The sequence below is a fragment of the Sandarakinorhabdus sp. genome, assembly GCF_031430775.1.
Classification (GTDB): domain Bacteria; phylum Pseudomonadota; class Alphaproteobacteria; order Sphingomonadales; family Sphingomonadaceae; genus Sandarakinorhabdus.
In genome coordinates this window covers 1-16,408 of sequence record NZ_JANPCD010000216.1, presented here as the reverse complement: position 1 = coordinate 16,408, position 16,408 = coordinate 1, and the positions used below count along the sequence as shown (strand labels likewise).

At 60.6% G+C, this 16,408-nt stretch carries 13 protein-coding genes, 1 tRNA gene and 2 pseudogenes; 5 read left to right on the top strand and 11 right to left on the bottom strand.

Going from position 1 to position 16,408, the window contains the following annotated elements; all coding sequences use genetic code 11:
* A pseudogene (locus tag RMQ73_RS14050) lies at positions 1-179 on the top strand (lysine decarboxylase); the annotation flags it as partial.
* A gap of 72 nt (positions 180-251) precedes the next feature.
* Here the strand turns inward: RMQ73_RS14050 and RMQ73_RS14045 are convergent.
* Complete coding sequence (locus tag RMQ73_RS14045; RefSeq protein WP_310498949.1) at positions 252-887, bottom strand: cytochrome c family protein; 636 nt, start codon at positions 885-887, stop codon at positions 252-254.
* 98 nt (positions 888-985) lie between these two features.
* Between RMQ73_RS14045 and RMQ73_RS14040 the strand changes: the two genes are divergently transcribed.
* Positions 986-1,882 (top strand): prephenate dehydratase, encoded by an 897-nt coding sequence (locus RMQ73_RS14040; RefSeq protein WP_310498947.1) that lies wholly within the window; start codon positions 986-988, stop codon positions 1,880-1,882.
* On the opposite strand, the gene rsmD is transcribed toward RMQ73_RS14040, so the two are convergent.
* The 3 genes from rsmD to RMQ73_RS14025 all read right to left on the bottom strand — a co-directional run bounded on the left by rsmD (position 1,879) and on the right by RMQ73_RS14025 (position 7,280).
* A complete protein-coding gene (gene rsmD, locus RMQ73_RS14035) occupies positions 1,879-2,415 on the bottom strand; it encodes a 16S rRNA (guanine(966)-N(2))-methyltransferase RsmD (RefSeq protein ID WP_310498945.1) in 537 nt (178 codons plus the stop codon). The two genes, RMQ73_RS14040 and rsmD, sit on opposite strands and share 4 nt — an antisense overlap.
* Positions 2,415-3,818: a pseudouridine synthase gene (locus RMQ73_RS14030; RefSeq protein WP_310498944.1), complete on the bottom strand. Its 1,404-nt coding sequence runs from the start codon at positions 3,816-3,818 to the stop codon at positions 2,415-2,417. The genes rsmD and RMQ73_RS14030 overlap by 1 nt, the downstream gene beginning before the upstream one ends.
* A 327-nt stretch (positions 3,819-4,145) precedes the next feature.
* Complete coding sequence (locus RMQ73_RS14025; protein WP_310498942.1) at positions 4,146-7,280, bottom strand: TonB-dependent receptor domain-containing protein; 3,135 nt, start codon at positions 7,278-7,280, stop codon at positions 4,146-4,148.
* Positions 7,281-7,463: 183 nt separating this feature from the next.
* On the opposite strand from RMQ73_RS14025, the gene RMQ73_RS14020 reads away from it, so the two are divergent.
* A tRNA-Leu gene (locus RMQ73_RS14020) sits at positions 7,464-7,547 on the top strand.
* Between the two features lie 562 nt (positions 7,548-8,109).
* Here RMQ73_RS14020 and RMQ73_RS14310 read toward each other — a convergent pair.
* The 6 genes and pseudogenes from RMQ73_RS14310 to RMQ73_RS13990 all read right to left on the bottom strand — a co-directional run.
* Positions 8,110-9,048: pseudogene (locus tag RMQ73_RS14310) on the bottom strand (recombinase family protein); the annotation flags it as partial.
* Positions 9,017-9,358, bottom strand: a complete 342-nt coding sequence (locus RMQ73_RS14010; RefSeq protein ID WP_310498939.1) for a hypothetical protein — start codon at positions 9,356-9,358, stop codon at positions 9,017-9,019. The gene RMQ73_RS14010 and the pseudogene RMQ73_RS14310, both read right to left, overlap by 32 nt.
* A 211-nt stretch (positions 9,359-9,569) precedes the next feature.
* Positions 9,570-9,911 (bottom strand): hypothetical protein, encoded by a 342-nt coding sequence (locus RMQ73_RS14005; RefSeq protein ID WP_310498938.1) that lies wholly within the window; start codon positions 9,909-9,911, stop codon positions 9,570-9,572.
* The gene (locus RMQ73_RS14000; protein ID WP_310498936.1) at positions 9,908-11,443 is read right to left on the bottom strand and encodes a type IV secretory system conjugative DNA transfer family protein; all 1,536 of its coding nucleotides are present in this window, start codon (positions 11,441-11,443) and stop codon (positions 9,908-9,910) included. Before RMQ73_RS14000 ends, RMQ73_RS14005 begins: the two co-directional genes overlap by 4 nt.
* Before the next feature lies 1 nt (position 11,444).
* On the bottom strand, positions 11,445-12,203 hold the full coding sequence (locus tag RMQ73_RS13995) for a hypothetical protein (protein WP_310498935.1): 759 nt from the start codon (positions 12,201-12,203) through the stop codon (positions 11,445-11,447).
* A gap of 80 nt (positions 12,204-12,283) precedes the next feature.
* Entirely contained in the window at positions 12,284-12,721 is a 438-nt protein-coding gene (locus tag RMQ73_RS13990) for a hypothetical protein (protein WP_310498933.1), read from the bottom strand.
* Positions 12,722-12,946: 225 nt separating this feature from the next.
* Here RMQ73_RS13990 and RMQ73_RS13985 point away from each other — a divergent pair, with 225 nt between their 5' ends.
* Positions 12,947-14,134 (top strand): hypothetical protein, encoded by a 1,188-nt coding sequence (locus RMQ73_RS13985; protein WP_310498932.1) that lies wholly within the window; start codon positions 12,947-12,949, stop codon positions 14,132-14,134.
* Positions 14,135-14,393: 259 nt separating this feature from the next.
* Positions 14,394-14,771, top strand: a complete 378-nt coding sequence (locus RMQ73_RS13980; protein ID WP_310498931.1) for a hypothetical protein — start codon at positions 14,394-14,396, stop codon at positions 14,769-14,771.
* Between the two features lie 56 nt (positions 14,772-14,827).
* On the opposite strand, the gene RMQ73_RS13975 is transcribed toward RMQ73_RS13980, so the two are convergent.
* On the bottom strand, positions 14,828-16,000 hold the full coding sequence (locus tag RMQ73_RS13975) for a hypothetical protein (protein WP_310498929.1): 1,173 nt from the start codon (positions 15,998-16,000) through the stop codon (positions 14,828-14,830).
* Positions 16,001-16,408: the final 408 nt, after the last annotated feature.

The following is a 16,408-nucleotide window of genomic DNA, read 5'->3' as shown; positions in this document are numbered from 1 at the left end:
CCGGCAAGGTCGCGCCGCTGCCGATCCTGTTGTATGGCCGCGAATTCTGGAATTCGGTCGTCAATTTCCAGGCGCTGGCCGACGAGGGCGTTATTTCCCAGAACGATCTTGCACTGTTCCACCTTGTCGAAACCGCCGAAGAAGGCTGGGACATTGTCAGGGCGCATTACCAGCTCTGAAGTGGAACACATCCGGCCAACAAAAAAAGGCGCCTCTTTCGGGGCGCCCTTTTTTTCTGTTCCGCTCGGTGCTTACTGCCCAGCGGCCGGTGCTGCCGCGGCTTCCTCAGCGGGGGCTTCGGCAACTTCTTCGGCCGGCGCCGCCGGCAGGGTCATGGGGCTGTCGCTCTTGCTGTTGAGATAGGCGAGCACGGCGGCGCGATCTTCTGGCTTTGCGATGCCGCCAAAGCTCATCTTGTTGCCGGCGGCATAGGCCTTGGGGCTGGTCAGCCAGGCGTTCAGCTCGTCCCAGCTCCAGGGCTTGCCCTTCATGGCACCAAGCGCGTCCGAATAGGAGAAACCGGCCTTGCTTGCATGTGCGCTACCGACGATTCCATAAAGATTGGGACCAATGCCATTGGCACCGCCCTTTTCGTTGTTGTGGCAGGCGGCACATTTCTTGAACACCGCCTCACCCTTTTCGGCACTGGCGGAAGCCAGATAGAAAGCGATCGGCTTTTGCACCTCGGCAGGGCCGGCGGCTTCGACGGGTGCTTCTTCGGCAGCTTCAACGATGAAGCCGGGCTTTTCCGGCTTGTGGGTCGCGTAAACACCATCGGTGACGATGCTGATGCCCAGCAGCGCCACAAAGCCGGCCAGTGCCGCGCCGAAAATCTTGTTCCACTCAAAGCTGTCCACGTCAGGCTCCTCAAGGGGCGCCGGGACCATGCCCGCACCGCCGCTTCGATTTCTTGGGCGGCTATAGCAGGGCCGCGCCGGCGGGCAAGTATTTGCGTGCCGGGCCGCACTATCCTAACGAACGGCCCATGAGCAGTTATCCGCCCCTCGCCGAAACCCTTGTCGCCGCCATGAGCGCGCGCGCGCTCGTCGACCCGGCTGCCGCCATCGCATTTCAGGGCGCGCCCGGTGCCTATTCGCATCAGGCGGTGCGCGAGGCGTTTCCGGATGCGCTGCCGTTGCCATGCGCCAGTTTTGAAGATGCCATCGAGGCGGTACAATCCGGGCGCGCCGGCAAGGCAGTGATTCCTATCGAAAACAGCCTGCATGGCCGTGTGGCGGACATGCATTTCCTGCTGCCCGAATCGGGTCTGTCGATCATCGGCGAACATTTCGTGAGGGTGCGGCATTGCCTGCTTGGCCTGAAGGACCGCGAGACGCTGCGTACGGTGAAAAGCCATGTGCAGGCACTGGGCCAGGTGCGGGGGCGGCTGCGGGCCTGGGGCCTGGCGCCGGTGCAGTATTTCGACACGGCTGCGGCTGCGGCAGCGGTTGCGGGCGAGGGTGATGCCAGTATCGGCGCCGTCGCATCGAAACTGGCCGGCGAGCTATACGGGTTGAACGTGATCGCCGAAGGGATCGAGGACGCGGACCACAACACGACCCGATTTGTTGTCCTGGCGCGCGATGCCGTCATGCCTGCGCCCGGGGTGCCAGCAATGACGAGCTTCAACTTTGAAGTGCGATCGGTGCCGGCAGCCTTGTTCAAGGCGCTTGGCGGCTTTGCGACCAATGGTGTCAATATGACCAAATTGGAGAGTTATCTGCGAGACGGGCATTTCTCACAGGCAGAATTCTATGCAGAAATAGAGGGCTCTCTCGGGGACTTGCCGGTGCAACGCGCAATGGAAGAACTGGCTTTTTTCACCAATTGGGTTACAGTAATTGGAAGCTACCCCAAGTCGCGGGAACGGATTGCAGGTTAGCCGGGTGCGCGGAGCAAGTGGACGGCGGCCTTGCCGTGTTTGCGAACCGCCAGGATCTCCCAGTCTGTCTCCAGTGCTTCCTTGGCGCCGGTTTCCACTGACACCAGCGCAAATGGCGCAATCCAGCCCATCTTTTGCAGATGCAGCAACGTCGGCAAGGCCAGGCTTTCTCCATAGGGCGGGTCCAGCAGCACCAGGTCGCAAGCCGCGCTGCCCTTGCCGAGAGTGGCCATCGGGCTGGCGACCACGGTACCATCGGCCGACATGGCGGCGATATTGGCCTTGAGCGCCTTGACGGCTGCCGGATCGCTTTCGACGAACCAGGCGCGCGAGGCGCCGCGTGACAACGCCTCAAGCCCGAGAGCGCCGGTGCCGGCAAACCCGTCCAGCACTTTCAAACCCTCGAAACTGCCCAGCCGGCTGGTCAGCATGGAAAACAGCGCTTCGCGCATGCGATCAGCTGTCGGGCGCGTGACGGCACCGGGGGGCGCCTGAATGGCCTTGCCACGCCATTTGCCGGCAATGATACGCATCAAAGGCCGTCCGGCGTCCCGCCCTTGCGAAGGGCAGCGATGATGTCGGCAGGCACCTCGTCGGCGTCGCGTGGCGGCAGGTCACCAAGCAGCAGCGGGCCATAGGCAACGCGGATCAAGCGGCTGACCTGAAGTCCCAGATGCTCGAGCACATTGCGAATTTCGCGGTTCTTGCCTTCGGTCAGCGTCATGGTCAGCCACAGATTGCGGCCCGTCCGCCGTTCGATATCGGCATCGATGGCACCATAGCGCATGCCGTCGATGGTAATGCCCTCGATCAGCCCCTCGATGGTCTGTTGCGCAATTTCGCCATAGGCGCGCACGCGGTATGTGCGGGTCACGCCATTGGCCGGCAATTCCAGCGCGCGCTTCAGCCCGCCGTCGTTGGTCAGCAGCAGCAGCCCTTCGGTGTTCATGTCGAGCCGGCCGACCGGCACGACACGCGGCAGGCCTTCGGGCAGGATGTCCATGATCGTCGGGCGCCCACCGGGGTCGCGCGTCGTGGTCAGGAAGCCGGGCGGCTTGTGAAAACGGAACAGGCGCACGGCCTCGATACCGCCGACAGGCGCGCCATCGACGGTGATGCCCATCAGGCTGTCGACGTTGATCGCCGGCGATGCCAACACCTCGCCGCCACGCGCGATGCGGCCTTCGCCGATCATCCGTTCGATATCGCGGCGGGAACCGACCCCGGCCCGGGCCAGCAGTTTGGCAATACGCTGCGATTCGATGGGGCCGGTAAGTTTTGCCGGCGTCGGTCGCGGCGCGGCGCGGGCTGGCGCGGCGCGCGACGGCGCATCGGCACGGTCGGCCGGGCGGGTTGCGGCTGGTCTGGGCCGATAGCCTTCGGTTTCGCTGCGTGCCGGGCGGGCACTGGCGGCGCGTGCGGCACGGATGTCGGCGGTGCTTTTCTGGCTGCGGGTCGCCGCCGCGCTGGCTGGTGAGCGCGTGTCGGCGATGCTGTCTGACGGGTGTGCGTCTGCCAATCTTCGCGCATGGCGCGGGTCGGTATCCGTGCGCGAAGGCCGCCGCTCGCCGCCGCCGCGCACCGGGCGTTGTTCACCGTCACCACGCAGCGGTCGTTGTCCGCTGTCGCCGCGATGCGGGCGGGCATCGGTGTCGGAACGCGAAGGCGGGCGCCGGGTGCTGGCCGGGCGTGCGGGCCGGGCCGGGCGGCGGTCGCCTTCAAAGCCTTCGCTGCGCGGTGGGCGGGTGCCAAAGTCACTGCCGGCGGCGCCGCGCGCCTCACGGCGACCGGTGCGCGGCGGCCGAGCATCGCCAGCACGGTCATCGCTGCCGCCACGGGCGGCGCCATCGGGGCTACGTCGCCCTTCCGGACTGAGGCCGCGCGGCGGGCCGGCGTTGGGGCCAGCACGGCCAAAAGTGGGACGATCTTCGCGCACGCCGCCGTCTCTGTCCTGCCGGCGCACGCCAGATAACGGACCACGCGGGCGGTCGTCGCCGGGCGGCGGGCGCGGCCCGGATGAGCGCGGCCCATCTGTGCCCGCACTGCGGGGAGGACGGGAAGGGTCGCCCCGCCCGGGAGGGCGGCCTTGTTTGTCACCGCCCGGAGGGCGGCCGGAGCCAGTGGGTTTACGGGGTGGTCGCATGCGCCTGCCTTGCGGCTTGTCGCGGTGCAAGTCCAGCGCAAAGCCCTTGATGGCCGGGAATGCAAAAGGGGGCCAGCCTTGCGGCCAGCCCCCTGATGGATGCCTGGATGTGGGTAAGCCTTAGAACTTCCCCTGGATGCCGCCGTAAAAATAACGGCCGGTGTTTGTGAAGATCGCATCGCCGGCGCCGGTGCCGAGAAGGTCAAACGGCGGCAGCTTGTCGAAGATGTTGTCGACGCCGACGAATGCCGTGACCCAGCTCTGCAGCTTCGCCGTGAAGCGGACGTCGCTGTAGGTGTAAGCCGGATAGAACGGGAACGGGAATGCATCCAGGTTTTCAGCCGGACGGCCCTGTTCGACGTTCTGGGTGCGCCAGTTGCCGGCAACCGTCTGCTTGCTGAAGTAGCGGAAGTTGTAGGCCAGGTCGAAGTCCTTGTAGCCGACCGTCAGGTTCCACTGCGCGTTCCATTCCGGGTTGCCGAGCGTGACCTTTTCCTGGGTCAGGCGGTTCGGTTCGGTGATCGAGGTGAACACGTTGCGCTCGATCAGGTAGGACGCGATCAAGCGGGTCGAAACGCGCCAATCCTGACCGATGCTGGTGCGGTAGGACAGGTCGAAATCGATGCCGGTCGTGCGCTGACGAGCGTAGTTGAACGGACCCTGCAGGAACGACGAACCGTTGCCCGTCGTCGGGAAGTCGACCGTATTGCCACCATGCAGAACGTTCTGCTGACCGGCAAAGGTGCCGTTCGGGTTGCGGGTGATGGCAGCACAGAAGGAGTTATTGATGCCGCCTGGTTCGTCATAGCACTGGTTGATGATCGTCTGCGCGCCGATCGTGTTGATCGCGTTGCTCAGGCTGATCCGATACCAGTCGACCGTCAGCGTCAGGCCGGGCACGAAGCTCGGCTGAAACACCAGGCCGGCTGTCCAGCTGGTCGAACGCTCTTCGGTCAGGTTGGGGTTGCCGCCGTTCAAGCCCGAAATGCCGGACGCCGGACGGTTGGTGAAGGCTTCGGTGGTGCCGTTGAAGGTCTGGGTGGTCGGCACGCCGGCCGCAGCGCAGTTTGCGACGCGGTTGGGGTTGGCGTTGATGTTCTGCTGACCGCAGGGATCGACCAGGCCGTTGAGGAAGGTCTGCGACTGCGCCGAGAACAGATCGCTCTGCGTCGGGGCGCGAACCGCGCGGCCATAGCCGACGCGGAACTTAAGGTCGTTGACCGGGGCGTAAACGACGCTGCCGTTATAGGCGAGAATCGTGCCGGTCGGGCCAGAGCTGTACTTGGAAACGCGGGCCGAACCTTCGACCGACAGTTCCTTGGCACCGGCCACGTCCTTGAGGATCGGCAGGCGAATTTCGCCGAACGCGTCATAGACGTTGAGGTTCGGCGGCGCGAACGTGGCGATGGAGTTGAGGAAGGTCAGGCCGCCGCGCGTCGTGGCGTCGAACTGCGAGAACGACCGCTCCTGGCGCCATTCACCGCCGACGACAAAGCCGACCGGACCGCCGGGCAGGCTGAATAGCTTTTCGCTGTCGCCGCTGATGAACGCGACGGCGTTGTACTGTTCAGCAGACTGGTTGCGGGTCGAGTTGAACAACACGTAATCCAGCGCCGCCTGGGTGGGCGCACCCAGGCCGAACAGGTTGATCGGAACGCAGGCAGCATCGTCGTTGGTGGCAATCGCATCGTTGTTGATGCCGCAGACGATCTGGCCGGCTGCGTTGCGCTGCGCGTTGGCAGCCGATGTGAAGCGGCTGAGCAGCACGTTGCCGCGCGTCTGGTAGAAGGTGTCCACGCGGCCATAGTTCAGGGCAACCTGATAGCGCCATGTATCCATGAATGTGCCATCGGCACCGACGACGACGCGATACAGGTCGCGGCTGTGGTTTTCACCGCGGCCACCGAAATCGATGTTGAAGCGCTGAATCTGGAAGCCGGTTGCGCCCGGTGCGAGGCTGGTGGTCAGCAAGTTGCGGGCCTGGGTGGTCAGGAACGCGTTGTTGATGCTGAGCACCGGGTTGAGGGCGCCGGACGAGAAGGTCGGCTGGCCTTCCTGAATGGATTCGGTGCGGACCCACTTGGCTTCGATATAGGGACGGAAGCCTTCGCTGACTTCAAAGCTGGACAGCAGGTTGAAGGCATAACGGGTATTGCCGGTCTGCAGCAGGCCGGTTTCGCGCAGGGTCGAGCCGATGCCGCCAACGCCGTTGCCCGAACCGAACGTGCGGAAATCGCGGGTCACGGCGTTCTTCACCAGCGTGCCGTCAGGCAGGAAGGCAAAGACGTTGCCGAACTGCGAGGTGCCGGCGCTGTTGAAGACGCCGCCGCAGTTCAGGGTAGCGCGGTCGCCGGGGGCAACGCCCTGGCAGGTCGAGGTGAAGGCACCGCCGGTCGAGATGCCAATGTTCTTGATGCCGCGAGTGAACGTTGTATCGGAGATGCCGTTGCCCGAGGCGATTTCCGGCGTGTTGCCGGTGCCCGACCGAGCGGTGTCTTCAGTCAACTGGAACTGCGAGCGACCCGAGAAAGCGCCAGCGAAGCTATCGCGATCGGAAAAATACAACGGATCATTGCGCGAGAATTCCGCAGCGATGGCGATGTTGCCGCGGCCATCGGCAAAGTTCGTGCCGGCTGCCATGCTGGCGAGATAGTTGCGCGCATCACCGCGCGACGAGGTGCCGGCCTGGACACGGCCGGTGATGCCTTCGAAGTCGCGCTTGAGGACAAAGTTCACCACGCCGGCAACGGCGTCCGAGCCATAAACTGCCGAATTGCCGCCGGTGACGATGTCGACGCGCTCGATCAGATCAACCGGGATGGCATTGACGTCGACCTGCTGGGTGCCCGGCGAGGACGAAACGTGACGCATGCCGTTCTGCAGCACCAGCGTGCGTGCCGTGCCTTGGCCGCGAAGATCGAGGATCGACAGACCGGCGGTGCCGATGAAGCGGCCGGCGTTCTGCGTCGAGAAGGTGGGGCGGAACTGGGGGAGCAACGAGAGGCGATCGCCGAGCGACACGGCGCCCTGCTGGGTCAGTTCGGCTGCGGTCAGCGTCGTGACCGGCACCGGTGTTTCGAGGTTGACGCGGGCAATGCGCGAACCGGTGACGATCACCATTTCGGCTTCGGCTTCGTCGGCCTTGTCGGCAGCGGCGGCCTTGACTGGCGCAGACGCGGCCTGAGCGAATGCCGGCATCGCGGCAACAGTCGTAAGTGTCAGCACCGAAGCGCCGGCCAGAATCATCGATCGCATGAGAGCCCCCTCAAATTGCGAATTGCAGATGGCTCTCCATGGCGAAACTGTCATCAAGCGGAAAGTGCGTTATCGACGCATTGCCACAAAAGGTTCAAAAATCGAACCTGTGTGACAAATGCGCATCACAGGCCCGCTTCGGCGTTGCGAGTGCGAAAATCATCGGCTAGTAACCGCCCCGCCGCCCCTGTGGTGAAATGGTAGACGCGCTCGACTCAAAATCGAGTGGAGAAATCCGTGCTGGTTCGAGTCCGGCCAGGGGCACCATTTCGGACTCGTCAGAGTCATGTTGTCCTAAGCTATTGATAAATATAAAAGGAATTGACGCTTCGGCGGTTCTAAAACCGCTTCCACGCTGATACGATAAGCGTGATGCGAACGCCAAACGAATGACCCCACGCTTGGCTTCAAGGTTGCCGTAAGTCCATGTATTAAAAGGGTTTTCTAGGAATTCCAAAGCGGTTCTATGTGTGGAGTCGAAATCCTTCAACGGACGCCCGCAATTCGCCACAGTTTCAGCCGCCTTCGCCTTCTGCATCTCCAGCGCAGCGAGACGATTTTCGTAGGCCGTTAGAACAGTTGGCGACTCCGCCTTTATGATGCGATCGACCAGGTGCTCGATCTGCTGTTCGAGCAGCTTGACCTCCGCGTGCAGATGCGCACGATTGCTGTGTGCGGCAGCCACGCGCGCCTCCCAAAGATCGCGAAACAGTTCGACCGCCAGCGCGTACATCGAAGCCGATGGGCGCATGTTGCTCAGGATGGTTTCAAACTCGCCTTCCATTTGGTCACGCCGGATCGACTTGCCGTAGGACTCGCAACCTTTTGTTTGGCAGAGATAATATGGGTACTTCCCGCTGCGACCTGTCGCCCAGCAACCACGAAACGGTTGGCCGCAATCGTGGCACTCAACTGCACCACGAAGCACGAAATCAAGCGCAAGGTCTTTGCGCGCCGGACATTTGGCCTTGCCGTTCAAGCGATCCTGCACGGCGCTGAACGTCGTCAGACTCACAATCGGCTCATGCTTTGCAGGCCGCATGTGAATGTCCCAGTCGGGGTAATTCAAATAGCCCGCATAGTGAATCCGGTTCAGGATTTCGAGGACACGCTCGACGGTCAGTTTTTCGCGACGTGTGTGCGGCCATGCGGGATGCGCATCGATGTAGCGCATTATCTCTGCCGGCCCTTCGAACCGACCGGACTCGAAGCCTTCGAAAACTTCCTGGATGAGTGACGCGACAGGTTCGTCGCGCACCAGCATGTTGCCATGCCCTTGCACGCGCTTGAAAGTGTAACCGATTGGAGCGCGAAAACTCCAATAGCCGTTCATCATCCGCCCGCGCATCCGGTTGTGAGTCTGTTCCCGATTTTTTTGCCGCGCGTGTTGCGACACGCTCGCCAGCACATTCTCCATCAGGCTGGAATCGGAATCGTCGCCGAACTCGATCGAAGGCGATTGTAAAATTCCGCCGGCAGCTTTGATCTTTTCGCGCAGCGTGAAGTGCGCCTGAATCCCGCGCGCCAGGCGTGAGATGTCATCGATGATGACAATGTACGGTTCGCGTTTGGCTTTCAGAAACGCGATCATCGCTTTCATCGCAGGGCGATTGACGGCGCTGCCCGAAGCTTCGTCTCTGAAAATCTCGACAACTTCGAGATTGCGAAAACGTGCGAACTCTTCGCAACGTGCACGCTGGCTTTCCAATCCATCGCCTTCGCGAAGTTGTTTTTGACTAGATACGCGGCAGTAAATGACTGCCTTCATGACCGATGATTTTACCATCGCGCACATCCCTTCTTGTTGGTGTTGGGGTGGTCGCGCCCTCGCTATCGAGGTCAACTCGTTCAGCATCAAGGCTGTTCGAAATCGTATCACGACTTGCAGCAGATTGGAACGATTTTGAGAGGCGTTCTCTTTCAGCCAACTGCACTGGATCGACACCAAACGCCTGATCAATCAGTGACTTAAAGAACGAAGCCAACGTCAGGATCACATCATCCTTACGTTCCATCGGAACGTCGAGGTCCGCAAGTAACTTGCGATAGTGAGCCAGCCGTTCGGGCTTGATCTCCAACACGATACACCTTCCCAAATCCAAGAACGCGCCACCAAAGCAACATCTGGATTTGGTCTATTTGCTTAAAGTTGAGCCAGTGGGGGAAACTCGCCGGTTTCCGTCTGATAATTGACCCGCAATTATCCGCCACGACCATATATATCTATATTGTAATTTAATTACTTAAAAAAGTCAATAAAGTCGCGGGTTTCCGCTATTTATGGACGCATCAGCGTTCGAGACCGTCGTTCTGCTTGCCTATCATTCTGTCGGCAACGGTTTTTATCTTCACGATGCGCGCGCGATGCTCCTGCTTAACCTGATATTTGGCGACATTGCGGATACGACTGATCGGGTCTTCGGCCGCGAATGACGGCTTCAGTTCCGGCATCGCCGCCTGCTTTGCGACCAGCTCGGCATGCCGACGATCGACCAGATGCGGCTCATTGCGCTCGAAGGATTTTGCCATGCGCCGGATCGCTTCATCGGCGCGCGCCTTGATAGCGGCCTCCTTTGCCGACTGCTTCGACACGTCGTTGAAGCTCGGCGTAACGGGCAGCTTGTCAGTCATGTGGCATTCCCTTTGTGGAGATCACGGACATCACGCACCTGATCCCGCCATGGCGACACGGTGTAGTAAGGCACTGCGTCTGCGATCAGCAGATAGGGCATCGATGCCAAGCGGATGACATGGCGGTTGGGGCCAAGCCCGATGACATCGCCAGCCTGAAGCACAGGCCGCTTTGTCTCCGACAGATTTGCATTGGCGGTTTGCACCACGCCGCCCGAGTGGCTGACACCGCCTTGCAGGATTGTCTGCGTGCCAGACCACAGCTCAATGTCCTTGAGCAGGTCAGGCTCCCACACCGACTTCATCGTGATAATGCCGACTTGATCCTCAATGTCTTTGACCTGTTCGCGGCTCCAATGGCTTGTCAACGCGTGGCGGCCTTGGCTGAAGAACCAGTAGGAAACGCCGAGGCCGCGATAGAGGCGCAGCGAACGCAGAATGCTGGGCACACGCGGCAGGTTGGCAAATTCATCGACGATGAAAGTTGTGCTGATCGGGCCGCGCGCTGCTGCAATAGTTTCTGTCATCATCGCGATGAGCATCGACACCCACGGTGCCGCGACATCGATCCGGTTCGCCGGCAACATCACATAGATCGTCAGCTTCTCCCGCTTGGCGCGCGTCAGATCGAAGTCATGCGACGCGCAGGCCTTGGCAAGTGACTTGCCAGGTTCCCACGCGCTGAACGCCGTCGCGGCTTCGGAACGGATGGCCTCCCACTGCTTCGGCGCATCGTTGCGCATCTGGTCGAATGCCATCGACCGACGTTCGATGGATTCAACACCGCACGTCGCCATCAGCGAGAAGGTCATCTTGAAATGCGCTTCATCGCCGTTGAAGAAACGCCATAGCGCCGGCAGCGTGCAGTCGTCCGGCATGAACGTCGCCAGATATTCGGCATAGGCCGATGCAATCTGAATCGCACCCTTACGCACCCAACTGTTTTCGGATTCACGCGGCGGCGCGGGCATGGCGATGGAACAGATCGCTTCGGCTTCACCATCCGGCGATTGCCCATCGCGGATTACCTCTATGAGCCGATAAAGCGGATTGATGTTGGTGTTGGGCAGCCCATGCAGGCTGTAAGGGTTGAGGTAAATGACCGGCGTGCCGATCACCGTTTCTCTGTGCGAAGCCGTTGAGAACCCGAGCTCGCCGTCCTTGATGTCAACGACGATCAATGACCGATCGCGCGAATGGGCGAGGTTGGGCTGGATCAGCGTCGTGCCCTTGCCGCCGCCCGCGCGATTATAGGTCAGCAGGCTTTCATCGCCATTGTGGAACAGGAAACGCCCATGTTCACCGAACGCGCCGATGAACAGGCCTTTGCTGTTCAGCATACCGGCTGCGGCGCAATCATCGAGATTGCCGAGGCGACCGTCGCCAAGCGCGCCAGATGGCTTGGCATGCTCCATTGACTCTTCAAGCTGAACGGCCCGCGCACGCGCATCCGCCGCGTGATCTGCTTCGGCCATTTGACGTTGGAGCGCCGCGAGGCGCTCCAACCAGTTCAGGAAGTTGCTTGTGCGCATGTCACTTGTCCTTCGAGCTGAAGCGCGGCGGCGGCGGGATATCCATCGCAGGCACGCTATTCAGTGCCTTTGCGATTTCATCGGGGTTGGGCAGTTGCGGGACATAGGGCGCAACAGAAACCTGCGCGCTTTGCGTCGCAGTTGATCGCATCCGGTCGGATGCGATTTGACGCTGCTCGTCGGCAGCCCGCAACGCTGCATCGCCGGTGCCTGGTGCAAAGATGTTCAACGCTTGGCCGGCCATCTCGGCGATCGACGCGATGCTGAGATTGGAGCTGTTGACCTGCGCTGTCTGGCTCATCTCCTGGCCAACATAGGCGCTGCGCAGCGCATTGTTGGCTTCGACCTGTACACGGTTCAGATCATAAGACGCCGTGTAAGCGCGGTTGATGCCTTCGGTCACCGCGCGCATTCGGTTGTTCTGTTGCTCCGCTGCGATGCGCAGCTGCGCATTATAAGCTTCGAGCTGTGCCTGGATGTCCGTCTCTTTAGCCTTCACCTCGAAGGCAACATCGCTGACATAGGCGCCTGTGAAATCCTGTGGACGCCAGCCCATCGGCGCATAGGCCACGGCGCCGAAGAAAACCGCGCCGCAGATGCTCACGGTGATTGCAGTCTGCACCGAGCTGGGCAGCTTGCGACGGCGGCGATTTGCATCCTTGTTCACCTGCGGCGCGGCAGTGCCGCCCGCCTTGGCAATCTCTGTGCCGATTTGGCGGGCACCGTTTTCGTCGTATTCCAGCTTGTATTGAACCGGCATGAAAGAAGCCTCCAGCCGGTGGATTCCGGCGTGGAGGCTTCAATCACCACCACATCGAACATGTGGGGCGAATTCAGCGCCTAGCGCAGCACGTCGCGGGAAGCGGCCGGATCGTGGACGGCGAGTGCGATCCACAACAAGCGCAGGCGCGCGGTCACCTTCGGCGCTGCGGACAGTTTGCGAGGGCGCAGCCGCCCACCTAGGAAGTCACCAGCCCACGAGGCCGAGGCATCGTCTCCGAAGATGCCATCGACATCCGTGCGGTGGAGATCGATCTCGATACCGTCATGGTCGATTACGACCGCATCGGTTTCTATCAGCCGATCATACACCCAGTCGATCAACCGGCGGCGCGAGATGCGCGGCGAGATGCCGGCATAGGCGACCGCCATGTTGAAGATCGTCATGGCCTCCCGCAGCACGCGCTCGGGCGGCACATAAATGATAGCCGAAATGTTCCGGACGTTCTGCTCCGGCGCGTAGTGCCGGATATGTTTGAGTGAATTGCGGATTTGCATCACCCTGCTCCTCATTTTCGGTGGGGAGCGGCCGCGCTTGGTTTCGCCAAGCCCTGAACAGTGATGCGAAAATGCCAAAGCGCTTTGATGCAGTCGTCTGGAGTCTGTCGGGAGAATCTCCGGAGCGCGGCGCGTTGAATTCCGGATTGTAGGTTTGCGGCACCATTGCTGCTTCACAACAGCGGCGGTGATGGCTAATTCACTTACCGATCGGGGCGCGGCGGCATGGACTACAACAATTTCAAAAAGCTCGCGGACGAGCTGCGAGCGCAGTTGAAGCTTGCTAAAAAGCGAGGCCAACTTAAAGAGGCGCATCTATTTCAGATCGTAAAAAACTTCCAAAATCAGGCTTCTATTGAACGCCCAAAGTACACATCATTTATTTCGTTCTGCGTTGAAGTTTCAGATGTTTATAAATATGCACCTCACGGAAACAGTATTTCTCCTGCTGCTGAAATCGGACAAAAATGTGATGATGCAAAAGACGGGTTTGCGCCAGATTTTGTTGCGACGCTGCTATTTTATGAATGGCTATATAACCGTCAGAAATTCGAAGAATTTTTAGAAAGCGCCATTGCAGACGTTGCTCATGCTGCATATTTTTTACAAGGAAATTCTGGCAAGAGAACGTCAACTAAAAAGGGATTGATGCGACAAGTCGATATCAATTCACGTCTTGGAGTGAAGTTGATTGATTGGGAAGTGGCCAATCGCCGTTTTCGGTCTATGCGAAATAGCCGATCAAACACGCTGCTACTTTTTAATTTGTTGATTGACTCATTGCCGGAACAACTAATGCAGTGCGCTGAGCTGGAACAACTCGATATACATTCGACGCTAATTACGACTCTCAAACCTTTGTCTAATTTGCAAAATCTTGTGGTCATCGATCTCAGCTATAATCAGATTGACAGCCTCGACGGCCTTCACGTCCAGAACCTTATTCGGCTGTATTGCGGCGTGACGCTCATTTCCTCGATCGAGCCCCTTAGAAACGCAACCCACCTGCGACAACTCTTTTGCGGCAGCAGCTACATCGCAGATCTAACACCGCTGCGACACTGTCCTGAACTGCAACGCCTTACGTGCGATGACACCAACGTAAAATCGCTTGCTGGGCTTGAAGCCTGTAGCAAGCTTGAACACCTGGATTGTTCTGACACCTACGTCACGAACCTCGATCCCATTTGTGAACTGTCGCACCTAACAGAAATCGTCCTCAACGGTTGTCACGTCGATGGGTCGTTGGAACGGCTGTGCAACTTACCGGCGCTGAACAGCGTCATCTTTTTTCAAGGCTCGGCTCAGGGCATTCCCGCCGAAACGCTCAGCCGCGAATCCTATGAGGACTGCCTCCCGCGTTTGCGTGAGTTTTATCGCCAGAGAGACATGCGGGCGCAGCCTTCCACCTGACCTATGCCGGCGGCGTGGCTCCTTGCGCACCGTCATGCTCCAATAGCCAAGATGTCTCCGGACACTTTTGCCGGATCACCATCGCGTGCTGAATCGTGTCGACCCTTGCACCCGTCCGCTTTGCTTTTGCCCGCAAGCCCCGGCCCGCACCACTCAACTGCGTTGACCGTGTAGGGGCGTTGCGCGCGCAAATCGGCGTGTGCCGCCTGTCTCCATCAGCCGCGCGAATGGTCGTGCGGCAGAACGATAGGAGACCATCATGGGACTTGATATGTATGCACATTCGATGCGGAAGGACGAACAACGGCCGCCCGTCGATTTCGACGTGAACGGCCTGGGTAAGCACCCACGCATCCACTATTGGCGTAAACATCCGAACCTGCACGGCTGGATGGCACGCCTCTACTACGAGAAGGGCGGCATCGATTCCGACTTCAACGTGAACACCGTTGAGATCACCTCGGCTGACCTCGACGCGTTGGAGCGGGCCATCACCGACAATCTGCTGCCTGACACCGCAGGCTTCTTCTTCGGCGAAACCACCGGGGAGGAACGCGACGACGATTTCGAGTTCATCCGCAAGGCGCGTGCTGAAATCGACCAGGGTCGAGCCGTTGCCTACTACGCATGGTGGTGACGCAAAACGGGCGGCGATGTTGCCGTCGCCGCCCGTCCTTTGCTCAGCCAGTCGCGTCATACCTTCGTCTTGCGCGGCCGGCCGCGCCGTGGCGCGCTGACACGCGCCGCCGGCTCGGAAGGGGCTGGCGCTGGTGACGACGTGCCGCCTGTGCGACCGCGCACGCTGCGGCCCGCCTCTTGCGACATGATGGCGAAGCCGATCAGGATGGCCCCAAGAGGGATCATCTCAATGCACACCCCAATCGCCAGCGCGCCGACCGTCGCCTTTGGATAAAGGGTCAGGTACTCCATGGACGAGACCGCCGCGACGCTCGGCGGCGTTTCATTCCTCAGAGCCGCGATGTCATCGAGGCCTTCGACCAGTGCCTCAGCAAGGCCCGCAAAGTTCTGCGTGATGGCTGCGGCACCGCGCGCCGGAAGACCCGCCGCATACCAGTCGCGGAGCATCGCGTCAGAGACGCCTTGCAGCACCTCCACCGCCAGCGCGTCGTTCACAGCGCGCGTGAGACGCTGATACTCTTCGCCGTGCTTCCGAACAGCGATGAGCTTTGCATCGCTGTCGATGTCGGAATCGATCACCCGCCGAATGTCGAGCAGCCGGCGGTCAAGCCGATCGAACAGGCGAACCAACTGCGCACGATTGGCATAGAGCGCATCGCGTGCCGTCGAGCAGCCCTTGGCGATGTTCGACAGCGTGATTGCCACGCGGCCCACATCGCCGCCCTCACGGCTGAAGGCGCCGGTGGCGGCTTCCTGCCTGCTCATCGCTGACGCCGTATCGATGCACTCCAGCAGCGCAGGCGCGCGGTTGACGATCGATGCGAAAGCACGACGGCGATCTTCGGTCGCCGTGCGCATCGCTGCCAGTGACGCTTCCATGTGCGCGCGCTCACCGGCAGTCGCGGCAAGTGCCGACGATGCCGCGACCGCCAATACAATCGCCAGCGCAGAATAAGCGGCGATGAACGCGATGATGGCACCGCGCCGCAGCGATGGCGGCAGTGCCGGCAGGTAGCGCAGAGCAAGGAAGGAGCCGTAAGTCAGGCCGGCGGCAACCGCCGCCGCAGACAACAGAACCTCAACCCAGTTCAGTGCTGACAGAGCGCCTTGAGGCGCGACCAGTCGAGCAACCCAGATGGCGGCGAAGATCGCCGATACCAAGTGCAAGACCGCATTGAATCCCAGAAGGCCTCGAACGCTTCCAGGCAGTGTAACAGGCTTCGCCATGATGCCTCTCCTTTCGAGGCATCGTTTGGCAGAAGGGCGGTTCTAGCCTGGGGCAGAGTCCACGTGTATCGTGCCGATATGGCTGACCGATAAAACTCGTGAAGAATGGGTGACAAACCCATCGAGCGACAATTCCAACACGTCGGTTCTATCCGACTCCGCTCAGGCAAAACAGGCGTGCTAACGCCGACTGCAAGTAGTGTGCGTAACTACAAGCTGCGCTTGCATTCCACACTCCTTGGCAAGGGAGACGCTGCGCTCTCCCGTTGCATCCCTCTGGCCGCTGGCAACGCTCCGAACCCCATGCACCCGTGGATCTGCTCGCACAGATCAGGGGCAGGGCGGAGGTTGCCAGTGCATCGTTTGGCCGTTGCATCACCATTCAGGGGAGCGTGCCTGTCTCCCCCG